At 77.3% G+C, this 12,716-nt stretch carries 9 protein-coding genes; 1 reads left to right on the plus strand and 8 read right to left on the minus strand.

Going from position 1 to position 12,716, the window contains the following annotated elements; genetic code table 11:
* The first annotated feature begins 141 nt into the window (after positions 1–141).
* On the plus strand, positions 142–2,898 hold the full coding sequence (locus ACZ51S_RS02850; RefSeq protein ID WP_468801892.1) for a helix-turn-helix transcriptional regulator: 2,757 nt from the start codon (positions 142–144) through the stop codon (positions 2,896–2,898).
* Between the two features lie 18 nt (positions 2,899–2,916).
* Here the strand turns inward: ACZ51S_RS02850 and ACZ51S_RS02855 are convergent, their stop codons facing one another.
* From ACZ51S_RS02855 to ACZ51S_RS02890, 8 genes are all read right to left on the minus strand, one after another.
* Entirely contained in the window at positions 2,917–3,837 is a 921-nt protein-coding gene (locus tag ACZ51S_RS02855) for a glycoside hydrolase family 19 protein (protein WP_468801893.1), read from the minus strand.
* Between the two features lie 175 nt (positions 3,838–4,012).
* Positions 4,013–4,423, minus strand: a complete 411-nt coding sequence (locus tag ACZ51S_RS02860; RefSeq protein WP_468477489.1) for a rodlin — start codon at positions 4,421–4,423, stop codon at positions 4,013–4,015.
* Positions 4,424–4,577: 154 nt separating this feature from the next.
* The gene (locus ACZ51S_RS02865; RefSeq protein ID WP_468477488.1) at positions 4,578–4,784 is read right to left on the minus strand and encodes a DUF5302 domain-containing protein; all 207 of its coding nucleotides are present in this window, start codon (positions 4,782–4,784) and stop codon (positions 4,578–4,580) included.
* 70 nt (positions 4,785–4,854) lie between these two features.
* Positions 4,855–5,130, minus strand: a complete 276-nt coding sequence (locus ACZ51S_RS02870; protein ID WP_468477487.1) for a hypothetical protein — start codon at positions 5,128–5,130, stop codon at positions 4,855–4,857.
* Positions 5,127–5,903, minus strand: a complete 777-nt coding sequence (locus ACZ51S_RS02875; protein ID WP_468801894.1) for an HNH endonuclease family protein — start codon at positions 5,901–5,903, stop codon at positions 5,127–5,129. The genes ACZ51S_RS02870 and ACZ51S_RS02875 overlap by 4 nt, the downstream gene beginning before the upstream one ends.
* 190 nt (positions 5,904–6,093) lie before the next feature.
* Positions 6,094–7,950 carry a hypothetical protein gene (locus ACZ51S_RS02880; RefSeq protein ID WP_468959382.1) on the minus strand — a complete coding sequence of 619 codons (1,857 nt, stop codon included), beginning with the start codon at positions 7,948–7,950 and terminating at the stop codon, positions 6,094–6,096.
* Positions 7,947–11,447: a DUF5682 family protein gene (locus tag ACZ51S_RS02885; protein WP_468959385.1), complete on the minus strand. Its 3,501-nt coding sequence runs from the start codon at positions 11,445–11,447 to the stop codon at positions 7,947–7,949. Before ACZ51S_RS02885 ends, ACZ51S_RS02880 begins: the two co-directional genes overlap by 4 nt.
* A complete protein-coding gene (locus tag ACZ51S_RS02890; protein WP_468801896.1) occupies positions 11,444–12,598 on the minus strand; it encodes an ATP-binding protein in 1,155 nt (384 codons plus the stop codon). The genes ACZ51S_RS02885 and ACZ51S_RS02890 overlap by 4 nt, the downstream gene beginning before the upstream one ends.
* Positions 12,599–12,716 lie beyond the last annotated feature (118 nt).

Raw genomic sequence — 12,716 nt, forward strand, 5'->3', positions numbered from 1 at the left:
GTACCGGCAGGCCGGCGGCGCTTTCCTGTCACCTGACTGAATTCTGCGTCACAATCCGGGTCCGTCGGGGGGCTGACCTCGTATTGTCGCGTCTCACAGGAAGGGCACAGGAGCAGGGGCGCGAAAGGCTGGTGGCTGTGCGTGGCGGCGACGGGGAACGCTGACACCAACGTCGGACACGGCGCACTCATCGAGGCGGTCGACCGGGCGCTGGCCACGCACGGCCGCGCCGTCCTCACGGGAGTCGCCGGCTCGGGAAAGACCGAGGTGGCGCGCGCCGTCGCGGCCGCCGCCGCCCGGCGGCGCGAAACCGTCCTGCGCCTCGCACCCGAGGCCGTCGACCGGGAGATACCCGAGGCCTCGGCCGCGGCCCTCCTCGCCTCCGTACCCCGCACCGCCCTGGACCGCCTCGCCGGACCGCAGCGCACGGCCGTCGCCCTGCTCCGCCGCGAGGCCGACGCCCCCCGCGCCGGCCGCGACCACGTCGCCCTGCGCCTGGCCGTCGTCGAAGTGCTCCGCACCCTCGCCGCCTCCGGGCCCGTCCTGCTCGTCCTCGACAACGCCCAGTGGCTCGACCCCGAGAGCACCGACCTGCTCCGCTTCGTCCTGCGCCTCACCCCGCCGCGCGTACGGGTCCTCGCCGCCGAATGCGTCCGGGACTCACCCGTCGCCGAATCCCTCTGCGGCCCCGGCACCCCCGTCGTCCACGTCCCCGCCCTCGGCGCCGACGAGGTCGCCGAGCTGCTGCTGCGCCACGGCCTGCCCGCCCGCCTCGCCGGCCGCATCCACCAGGCCAGCGGCGGCAACCCCCGCCTCGCCCTGGCACTGGGCCACTCCCTCGCCGAAGCCGCCGCCGGACAGGGCGGCGGCGCCCACCACGCCGACACCCTGCCCGTCACCGGCCAGGCCCGCGACGTCGCCCGCAGGCTCCTCGCCGCCGCCCCCGGCAGGGCCCGCCCGACCCTGCTCCTCGCCGCGCTCGCCGCCCGCCCCACCACCGCCCTGCTGCGCCGGGCCGGACGCCCCGACGCCGAGGCGGAACTCGCGCAGGCCGAACGGGCCGCGCTGGTCACCGTCGGCGAGGACGGCACCGTCGCCTTCACCGCCGGCGCCCTGCCGACCGCCCTGGCCGCCGACGCCGGCTGGCCCGAGCGGGCCGCCGGGCACGCCGCGCTCGCCGCCGCCGTGGACGACCCCGTCCAGGCCGTACGCCACCGCGCGCTCGCCGTCGACACCCCCGACGCGGACCTCGCCGCCGAGATCACCCGGGCCGCCGACGCCTGCCGCCGCCGGGGCCAGCGGGCCCTGGCCGCCGAACTCGGCCTGCTCGCCGCCGAACGCACCCCCGCCGCCTTCCCGCACGAGGAGCTCGCCCGCCTCGTAGGCGCCGCCGAGGACGCCGGCTGGGCCGGCCGCGCCGACCTGGCCCGCCGCGCAACCCGCGCCGTGCTCGCCCGCGACGCCTCGCCCGCCCAGCGGGTGCGGGCCCGGCTCGCGGTCATCGACGCCGCCGGGCAGGCCCTGGCCGACCTCGACGAGACCATCGCCCACGCCGTGGCCGACGCCGCCGGAGACCCCTCCCTCCAGGCCGCCGTCCAGCTGCGGATCGCCTGGAAGCACAACATCGGCGACGGCGACCCGGTCCGGGCCCGCGACGCCGCGGCCGAGGCCGGAGCGCTCGCGAAGGCCGGGGGAGACCAGGTCGCCGAAGCCATGGCCCTGACCGTCCGCGCCCGGATGGGCCGCATCCTCGGCGACCCCGACGCCGAGGACATCCTGGCCGAGGCCCTCGCCCTGCCCGCCCCCGAGGTCCCCCTCGGCATGCGCAACGCCCCGCAGTTCCTCGCCGTCCGCCACGCCCTCTTCGACGACCGGCTCGCCGACGCCCACCGCCAGCTCCTCGCCCTGCTGCCCGCCGTCCAGCGCACCGGCTCCGCCGAGGACGTCTTCGAGGTGCTGCGCAGCATGACCGAGGCCGAACTGCGCCGGGGTCACTGCGCCCGGGGCGCGGCCCACGCCCGCCGTGCCCTGGAGCTCACCATCGAAGCGGGCCTCTCACCCGGCCCGGCCTGGTACGTGGCCGCCACCGCCGAGGCCGCCGGCGGCAGCTTCGCCCGCGCCGCCGCCTATGCCCGCCGGGGCATCCGGGCCTCCGAGGAGGAGGGCGACCAGGTGTTCCTCTCCCGGGGGCTGTACGCGCTCGGCTCGGTGGAACTGGCCACCGGGGACGCCGCGAAGGCCGTGGCCACCCTGCGCCGGGTCGCCGCCCTGGAGGAGGCCCAGCAGGTGGTGGACCCCTCCATCCTGCGCTGGCACGGGGAGCTCGCCGAGGCGCTGGTCGCCGCCGACGCCCCGCACGAGGCCGTCGTACTGCTGGACCGGGTCACGCCCGTCGCCCTCTCCCTCGGCCGGACCACCGTGCTCGCGGCGCTGGACCGGGCCCGCGGCCTGTGCCTGTCCGCGCAGGGCGAGCCGGAGCGGGCGGTCGCCCTGCTGGAGGCGACCGCCGAACGGTTCGGCGCACTCGGACTGCCCCTCGAACACGGCCGTACGCTGCTCGCGCTGGCCCGCGTGGAGCGCCGGCGCCGCCGCCGCGCCCCGGCCCGGGACGCGCTGCGGGCCGCGGCCGAGCTGTTCGAGGCCGCCGGCGCCGTGCCCTGGCTGGAACTCGCCCGGGAGAACGCGCCCGAGAGCTGCGGTCCGCACCCCGGGGTGGAGGCCCTGACCGAGGCGGAGGCCCGGCTCGCGCTCCTCGTCGCCGGGGGCGCCAGCAACCAGGAGGCGGCGGCGAAGCTCTTCCTGAGCGTCAAGACGGTGGAGTCCCGGCTCACCCGGATCTACCAGAAACTGGACGTCCGCTCCCGCGCCCAGCTCGCCACGGCGCTGCGCGGCCAGTGAGCCGGCCCCCGCCTGCCGTCAGCAGCTGAGGTTGTTCCCCGGGGTGACGCCCAGCAGCTGGGTGAAGCTCTGGTACTTGCCGACCCGGCTCTGCACCTGCGCCGGGTTCCCGCCGTTGCACTCCAGGGCCCCGTTGATGGAGCGGATCGTCTCGCCGAAGCCCGCGCCGTTGACCATGGCGGCGTGCGCGGTCATCGTGCCGGGGCCGTTCTGGGTGTTCCAGTACCAGAGCGCCGTCTTCATCGCGACGGCCGGGTCCCGCTCCACCAGGTAGGGGTCGGCGAGCAGGTTGATGCCGAGGGCGTCGCCCGCCGCCTTGTAGTTGAAGTTCCAGCTGAGCTGGATGGGGCCGCGGCCGTAGTACGCGGCCTGGCCGGCGGGGCAGCCGTAGGGCTGGGAGGCGTCGCAGTAGTGCGGGTAGTTGGCGGTGTTCTGCTCCACTATGTGCACCAGCCCGCCCGTCTCGTGCGAGACGTTCGCGAGGAAGGCGGCCGCCTCGCGCCGCTTGACGGTGTCGTCGCCGGTGCTGGCGAACCCGGGGTAGGCGGAGAGCGCCGCCACCAGGCCGTTGTAGGTGTAGAAGGGGTTCCGGTCCGGGAACATCTGGTTGAACTGGGCCTCGCTGACCACGAAGCCGGACGGGTTGCCGGTGCCCGGGTCGGGTTCCTGGCCCCCGCCGCCGCAGGCGCCCTGGTCCGACCAGACGCCCCACTGGCCGGTGGTGCCGGGCGTCTCGCCCCGCGTCCACCACTTGGCCTGCCAGTTGTGGCCGCCGTACGAGGCGCTCGTACCGCCCGTGTAGACGGCGGAGGAGCTCCAGGCGCCGGCGCAGGCGGGCGCCGCGGCGGCGGGGGAGGCGGGTAGGGCGACGGCCAGGCCGAAGGTCACGGCGGCGGCCGCGGCGAGGGAGAGGGCGCGGCGGCGTAGCGTGCGTATCACGTAACTGCTCCTGGAGTGGGGGGAATTGTCGCCGTCGTGTGGGGGCGGCGACTACCGCCACTGAACCGAAAATGGTCTGGACCTGTCAAGGTCTAGACCAGGGCTGTTACGTGGGGGCCGGACGTGCCGGAGCGGCGTGACGGTCGAACCGTCACGCCGCTCCGGGGACGTCGGGTCAGCTGCCGGCCGAGAGGTTGCCGGACAGGACCGGGATGTTCTCCGCGATGTGCGAGAGGGAATCGTCGCCCTTGCCCTGGGTGGAGTTCTCGGCGCACTGCTGGTTCTGCGGGTTGGCCAGGACGTTGATGTCCTGGACGCCGACGTTGACCAGGGCGAGGACCGACTGCACGTTGACCTTCGCCGGCAGGCCGACGCAGAGCTTGTTCAGCGAACCCTGGACCGCGGAGAGCTGCGGGCTCAGACGGCCGGAGGTCTCCTGGTTGCCGTAGATCTGCGCGGCGTTGTTGCCGTTGACCGTGTTGACCCCGTTGTCGTTGCCGATCGCCATCGCCGGGGAGGCTGCGAGGGCGCCCGCCCCGAGGACGGAGGCGGTGACCGCGGCGGTGGCCATGAACTTCTTGAGCATCGTGTGGATCCTTCTGTCGCATGTGCTGTCCCCGGCGGAACGACCTGATCAACTCCCGCCGGGCCGACGGGTTATCACCCGTCACCCGTGCGGCCCAAAGGATCCACGGGGCCGCCTGGTCAGCCGGCCGGCATGCGGCCGGCCGGCCCGGCGGTCAGCCGGTCTTGCGGCGGACCTTCTTGTTCTTGCCGCCAGGCCCACTGCTGGAGCCCTGCACCTTCGCCCGGCTCTGGTGGGACTGCTGGGACTGGGCGTTCGCGGCGTTGCGGTCGAGGGCCTCGCGGAACTTGCGCTTGGCCTCCTCGGCGGGGGACTCCTCGCGCGGGGCGTCGTTGCCGGGGGTGTCCGGTGTGTCGGCCATCTGCCTGCCTCCTGAAGTGATCGGGTCGCCAGTGTGTCAGCCGGACGGCCGGCGGGCCATCGAGGGGGTGTCAGGCCGGTGCGGCCGGTGCCACGGCGCCGCCACCGGCCCGGATCGCGTGCAGCGCGGCCGTGTGGAGGGCGTGGGGGTCGCCGTGGGCCACCGGGCTGCCGGTGAGCGTGTACCACTCGTCCGCGTCCGTGTACTGGACCTCCAGGCGGACCCGCCCGTCCGGCCCGCCGGTGGTGCGCAGCGTGAGCGGGCCCGTGATGACGCCGACCTCATCGGTCATGGCGCCACCGGGGCCCGCGAGGACGTCGTCCTGCCACTGCCGGGGCGCGGTCATGGGGCGCAGGTGTCGATCATGGTGGTGAGCACGGTCCTTTCGGCTTCGGTGACGGTCAGACCGTAATGGGACTTCACGGTAATCCAGGCCCGCCCGTACTGGCACCAGCTCGACTTGTCCGGCGGCTGCCACAGGTCGGGACTCTGGTCGCCCTTGGCGCGGTTGGACGAGGCCGAGACCGCCAGCAGCTGCGGTCGCGTCAGGTCGTTGGCGAAGGCCTTGCGCTTCGCGGCGTCCCAGCCGGAGGCGCCGGACCGCCAGGCCTCCGCCAGCGGCACCATGTGGTCGATGTCCAGCTTCGCGGCCTCGTTCACGGCGACGCCGTCGTAGAGGCTCTTCCAGCGGCCCGACACGGCCCGGCACTGCGCGTCCCGGGTGACGTCGGTCCCGTCCCGCTTGAGCACGGTCTCGCGGGTGTCGCACGAGCCTCCCTGGTCGGCCCAGTGCGTGAACCTGTCCCGGCTGTACCCGGCCATCGTGCCGGGCCTGCCGGTGGTCAGGGCGGCGAGCCGGGTCCGTGCGACGGCCGCGCTGACCATGCCCGGCAGTACGTCCCCGGAAGCCGGCTTGGCGTCACCGTCGCCGCCGGAGGCGGCGGGCGCGGGGGCCGGGGCGGACGGGGAAGCGGAGGCCGGGGCCGGCGCCGCCGCGGAGGGGCTGATGCTCGCCGCCGGTTTCCCGTCCCCGGAACTCCCCGGCCCGCCGCACCCGCTCGCGCCGAGCAGCAACGCCACGACCACCGCCGCGCCGCCGGCGCCCCTCTGACGACCCATGAGCCCACCCCACCCCGACGACACCGCGCGCAACCGACCCGGGGAGACTACCCAAAAGCGGACAAGCATCACACACCGGCTCCCCGTCGCCCCGTGGCGCACGGTGGTGACGGTGCGTCGGCAGACGGAGCGACGGCGGTGCCGGCGCCCGGCGCGGGACCGCCGCCGCCGGGCAGCCGGGAGCCCCGGGTCAGGCCCAGGAGGCGGTCACCAGGGAACGCCGCGCCGCCTCGAGGTGGGTGGCCGCCGCCAGCCAGGCCCGGGCGTAGCCCTCGGACGAGGCTTCGGTGAGCCGGCCGAACGCGTCCCGGGGGCGGCGGTCGGCCTCGGCCACCAGGGCCGCCGCCAGGTCGGCCGCCGTCCCGAAGCCGGCCCGGCGCAACGGTCCGCACGCCGCCAGCGGCTCCGGCCCCCGGGCGGTCTCCGCGACCGACCGGCGCCCGCCGGCCACCCCCGTCTCCAGCAGCCGGCGTACCCGCCACAGCGGCGAGCCGGCCAGCGCGTCCGGTCCCGGCTCGCCGGTGGGCACCGGCTCCGGGGCCTCGCCGTCCGGGAAGTGGCCGCCCTGGAGCCGGTCGTAACCCAGGTCGGCCCGGTCGCGCCACTCCGGCGGCAGCCGCAGCGTGTACGCCTCCCCGGGCACCGGCCCCACCGCGAGCGGGCTGAGCGTCGCGGCCCGGTCCGGGTCGGGCCGGCCCAGGACGCGTACCGCCAGCCCCGGACACCCCGCCAGTCGGCGCAGGTTGGCGGTGTGCGCCAGCTCCGGGTGCGGATGCGCCGGGCGCAGCCGCAGCAGCGGCGCGTCCGCGCGCGGCTCCCGCACCAGCAGGTGCTCCCCGGCCGCGCCGACCACCCGGACGTCGCAGCCCAGCAGGCCCGGTTCGGCGTCCTGCGACAGCAGCTCCCGTACCGCCTCCGACGCGGGGCGGGCGAAGAGCGACGCCAGCGGCTCCTCGTCCCAGGCCGCGCCGGGCGCCGGCACCGCCCGGACCCCCTTCCCGGCGCCGAGGCGCCCGTCGGCGGAGACCGACGCCCCGGCGATGCGCAGACCCGCGCGCGCCAGCCCCGCGTGGTCGAGGGCGGCTCCGCCCAGGGCCACGGAGGCGGCCCCCGCTCCCCGGGCGCGGGCGAGCCCGCCGGGGCGGACGTCCGACAGCGTGTAGCGGGCGCCGTCCGCGCCCAGCAGGTGGGTGACCACACCGCCGTAGCCGGTGGCGGTCAGCACGGGCTCCCGGCACAGGCCGTGGACGCGCAGACTGCCCCCGGCCCCGTAGGCCCGCCGACCGCCCCCGGTCAGCCCGGGGCCGCCCGTCCCCGACGCCAGCAGCGCGGCGGTGCGCAGCAGTTCCGCGAAGGCGGCGGCCAGGTCGGTCAGCCGGTGGGCGGCGTGGCGCTCCCGCGCGGCGCGCAGTCCCCGTACCACCCGCAGCGCGGCGGCCTCCGCGCGCGGCAGGCCGGCGAGCCGGGCGGTGTGCGCGGCCCGCAGCAGTTCCGCCTGGACCACCGCGCCCGCCGCGCCGGCCCCGGCGGCGAGCGCCTCCGCCGACACGGCCCACAGCGCGGCGCCGGCCCGTGCCTGGGCCTCCGTGGGCCGTTCGCCCGCGCCTCCCGCACCGGGGCCGGCCGGGGATCCGTCCGCCGGGCGCACCTCACCGGCCGCGGGGCCCTGGGCGGCGGCCTCCTCGTCGCGGCGCCCGTCCGCGGACCCGGCCTCCTCCCCGGCCGGTTCCCCAGCCGGTTCGTCAGCGGGCGGACCGGCCAGCGGGGCGGCCCCCAGGACCGCCGCCCGGTGCAGGCAGCGCGGGGCCAGCAGGCAGCCGCACACGGCCTGGCCGGGCTCCGTGACCGCCCCCGACGGCCCCGGCCGCAGGGTGACCACCGCGTCCTCACCGAAGCGGACGGTGACACTCCCATCGGTCGCGGTGTCCGCGCCCGCCGCGCAGCCCGCGATCGCGGCGTCCAGCTTCTTGCGCAGCCGGACGCTCAGGTTCTCCACCGCGTCCGCGACCACCTCGGCGGCGACGGGCGGCAACAGCGGGCTGGTCATCGGGGCTCCCCACGGAGTCGGTCGCCCACCCAGCGGGCGAGGGCGAGAGGGCTGAGCGCGGCCACCGGCATCCCGGCCGCGACGAGCTGCCGTGCGACCGGCACCGAATACCGGGGCGCGCCCGAGTCGTCGAGCGCGGCGCAGCCCAGCAGATGGGCGCCGGAGGCGGCCAGCGCGCGCACCTCGGCGAGCAGACCCCCGAGCGGGGCGCCCTCCTCGAAGTCGCTGACCACGACGACCAGGGTGCGGCTCGGCACCGTGATCAGGCTCCGGGCGTGCGCGAGGCCCGCGGCGATGTGCGTACCACCGCCGACCCGGACCTCCAGCAGCAGCGAGAGGGGGTCCTCGACGCGGCCGCTGAGGTCGACGACCTGGGTGGAGAAGGCCAGGAAGTGGGTGGACAGGGTCGGGACGCCGCCCAGCACCGCGGCCGTCAGCGCCGACCACACCACGGACGCCTCCATCGACCCGGAGACGTCCACCACCAGGACCAGCCGCCAGTCCGCCTCCTTCGACGCCCGGGTGCTGAACACGGGCCGCTCCGGGACCACCACCACCCGGCCGTCGTCCAGGCGCCGGGTGTGCGCCAGGTTGGCCCGCAGGGTGCGCGCCAGGTCGAGCGGGCCGCCGGGACGGCGGGTCGGACGCGGCGAGGCGAGGCCCGTGAGGGCCGGACGCAGCCGGGTGGCCAGCTCCTTGGACAGCTCGTCGACGAGCCGCCGCACCAGCGGCCGCAGCCGGGCCAGGTGCGCCTCGGACATGCCGCCCGCCAGGGACAGCACCGAGGTCAGCAGCTCCACGGAGGGGCGCACCGACGCCGGGTCGAGCTGGGCCAGCACATCGGTGCGGCCCGCCCCGGCCGCGTCGGCCAGCACCTCCTCGCGCACGTCGGCCCCGAAGAGGGACTCCAGCTCCGCCGACCACTCACGGGCGGTCGGGAAGGAGGCGCCGTCCCCGCCACCGGAGCCGGGTCGGCCCACGTCCGCGGAACCCTCCCCGAGCCCGGCGCCGTACAGCTCGTCCAGCGCGCGGGCATATGGCCGCGCCTCGGCCGGGAGGCGGTCGCGCTGGCGGCCGAGCAGCAGGCGCCACCGGTCGGCGGGCGCCAGCCGCCGCCCGTCCGGCGGCGGGCCGCCGGGCGCGGGCGCGGCCGCGGCGGCCGGCTCCGCGAGGGTCACGGAGGCCGTGCCGGGCCGAACCCCGGGCAGCGCCAGCTCCTTGACCGCGGCCAGCCCGGCGGCGTCGGCGGCCGCCCACAGAGCCAGCAGCGCGGGCGGCGCGTCCAGCGACAGGTCGACCCGGTCGCCGAGCCGCTCGGTGACCGTGTCCAGCAGCCGCTCCCGGGCGGCCGGGGTCAGCACGTCGAACCCGGCCCGCAGCGCCGGCAGCCGCTCCAGGAACGCACCGTCGGCCAGCGCCTCCACCCGGTCCAGCAGCGGGGTGAGGGCGGCCGGGGAGGCGCCGAGCAGCGGCCCGGCGGCGGTGAGCAGTCCGGCGAGCCGGCGGGCCAGCGTGCGCCGCCCGTCGGCGGTGGCCGCGCCGTCCACCCAGGCGGCGGCGCGGGAGCCGAGCCCGGCGGCCGGATCCAGATCGAGCAGGACCCGTACGGCCAGGGCCGCACCCCGCATCAAGGGGCCGGCGCCGGAGGCGAGTTCGGCGAGGGCGGCGTCCATGCGCAGCCCCAGCCGGCGGGCGGCGGCCCGGTCGGCGAGGGCCACCAGGGCGCCCGCGTCGGCGGGGTCGTCGCTGCCGGCGAGGCCGGGCAGGGACCGCAGCGCGGCGTCCAGCAGGTCGCCGGCCAGCTCCTCGGCCGTGGCCCGCGCCCCCTCCGGGGCACCGGGCAGGTGGCCGCGGCGCAGCCCCTCCAGCAGGTCGACCGCCTCCAGGAGCTCGGGCACGGTGGCGGTGTCCGGCAGTACGGCCGCCATCTCCTCCAGCCGTACGCCGACCAGTTCGGGCAGGTCGCACCGCGCGGCGGCGTCGAGCCCGGCCAGCACCTGGGCGGCCGTCGGGCCGCCTTCGGCCGCCTGGCGGCGCGCGGTGTCCCGCAGCGTCCCGGCGGCCGCCTGGGCGGCGTTCACGCCGCGGACCCCCGCCAGGTCGAGGCGGGCCGGGACCGACGGGGTCCAGGACAGCCGCCACTTGCTCCCCAGGGCGGTGCCGTCGCCGGTGGCGGCGACCTCCACGGGCTCCCCGTAGGAGGCGCCGCAGACCAGCAGCCGCCGCAGCAGCACTTCCCGGCGGCCGTCGAGCTCGGAGCGCAGCGGGTCCAGGCGGACCTCGCGCGGCTCCGGGTCCTCGGGACACGGCAGCCGCAGCGCGGCCAGCTCCGCCTCCACGGAGGGTCCGAGCCCGGAGCGGGGGGCGTGCGGGGTGGTCCGGCCACGGCCCGTGCCGACGAACACGGCCTCCAGGGCGCGGGCCAGCGCCCGCCCCCGGCCCAGGGGTTCGCCCTGCCCGAGCACCGTGGTGACGGCCTCCAGCAGCTCACCCCGGCCGGGGGCGGGCAGCCCGCGCAGCACCGCCAGGTCGCAGGCCAGGCGCAGCGTTTCGGCGGCCTCCCCGGTGCCCGCGGTGTGCCCGGCGCGGCGCAGCTCCCGGCACAGCCCGGTGACGGCGGCGGCCGCGGCCTCCCGCAGCCGCACGGGGTCCCCGCCCGCTTCGAACACGGCCTGCTGCCACAGCGGGTCCCGGATCCCGGCGGGGTAGCCGGAGCGGGAGTCGAGCAGGTCGTGGGAGTACGCCACGAACGAGGTGACGACGCCGCCGCCGTCGGCGGCGGTGTCCGGACCGGGGACCGCCACCGCCTCCCCGCCCGCACACGGGACCAGGGCGGGGGCGTGGAAGGCACCGATCACCGCGGCGACCCGGCGGCCGGGGAACCCGGCGAGCACGCCCCGCATGTGGGCCTCCCGCGCCAGGTCCACCGCGGGGACGTCGCCCGCGTCCGTACGCAGCGCCCAGCCGACGCCGAGCGCGGCGCGGCGTACGGCCTCCGCGGAACAGCCCGGAGCCAGGACCTCCACGGCCCGGTCCCACAGGTCGTCGCCCTCGCGTCCGGTGCCCGACGCGGCGAGCGCCCCGGCGTAGGACCGGAGCCCGGACGGGCCGGGGGCCGACGGCAGGGCCTGCGCGGTCCACCCCCGGTCGGACAGCGGCAGGTCGCAGCAGACGACCTCCACGCCCCGGCCGCGCGCCCAGCGGATCGCCGCCAGCTCGGGGGAGAAGTCCGCGAACGGGTAGAAGGCCAGGCGCCCTTCGGCCCCCAGGCCCGCCAGCGCGACCGGCGCGAGGGTCTCCGGGTCGGCCAGGTGCGCCAGCCACGGCTGGAAGTCGGCGGGCAGCTCCACGCAGACCACCTCGGGGTCCGCCGCCTCCAGCAGCGCGGGGACCACCGCGGCCAGCGCGGGACTGTGGTGGCGTACCCCGAGCAGGTACGGCGCGCGGCACGCGGCCAGTTCCTCGACCGCCGCCCGCGGTTCGGCGGTGAGCGTCAACGCAGGCTCCCGCGCAGGTCCCACAGGCGGCGCCACATCGCGGAGCCGTCCTCGGCCCGGCGGCGCACCGGGCCGTCCCAGTAGCCCAGCAGCCGCCCGTGGTCGGCGGGGTCGTCCTTGCGCACCACGCCCAGCAGGTGTCCCGGCAGCAGGTCCAGCACGTCACCGCCCGGCAGGTACGCGGCCGCGACCCCCAGCGAGGCGGCCACCTGCACGGCCTCGGCGGTGGACATGACGGTACCGGGCCGCTCCACGTCCCAGCCCTCGGCGCTGCGCCCCGAGCGCAGGTCCCGGAAGACGGTGACGAGGGCGTCGAGGACGGAGTCGTCCACCCCGAAGGCCGCGCCGGCGCGTTCCACGGCGGCGACGGCCTGCCGCCGGACGAGGGCGGCCTCGGCGTCGGGGTCGGCGATCGGGCCGACGGTCTCGAAGTTGAAGCGCCGCTTGAGGGCGGCGGACATCTCCGAGACGCCGCGGTCGCGCAGGTTGGCGGTGGCGATGACCGTGAAGCCGGGGACGGCGGAGACCACCGCGTCCTCGGTGGCGGTCAGTTCCGGCACGCTGACCCGGCGGTCGGACAGGATCGACACGAGCGCGTCCTGCACCTCGGGCAGGCAGCGGGTGATCTCCTCGACCCGCGCCACCCGGCCCGTCCGCATCGCGGAGAGCACGGGGGAGTCCACGAGGGCCTGCGGGGTGGGGCCCTGGGCGAGGAGCAGCGCGTAGTTCCACCCGTAGCGGAAGGCGTCCTCGGTGGTGCCGGCGGTGCCCTGCACGGTGAGCTCGCTGGTGCCGCACACGGCGGCCGACAGCAGCTCGGACAGCATCGACTTGGCGGTGCCCGGCTCACCGGTGAGCAGCAGCCCCCGTTCCCCGGCCAGGGTCACCACGCACCGCTCCACGAGGGCGCGTTCCCCGACGAACTTGGGGGCGATCACCCGCTTCGACGGCAGTCCGGCGCGCCGCTTGGGCAGGGCCAGTTCCTCGCCGTCGCTGCCGCACACGAAGGTGACCACCGCGCGGGGGGTGAGGAGCCAGCCGGGCGGGCGGGGGCCGGTGTCCTGGGCGGCGAGGAAGGCGAGTTCGGCGGCGTGGCGCTCCTCGGCGGGCATGGCCTGCCGGGCGGGCGCGGACGGTTCGGTGACGGTCATCGGTGCGGGTCCTCTGGTTCGTGGAAGCAGTTGGGAAGGCAGGAAGGGAAGGCAGGAGGAAGGACGAAGGAAGGCAGCAGGAACGAAGGAAGGAAGGGCGAGGGAGGGAAGGGCGAAG

Source organism: Streptomyces sp. NPDC034043, assembly GCF_055575675.1.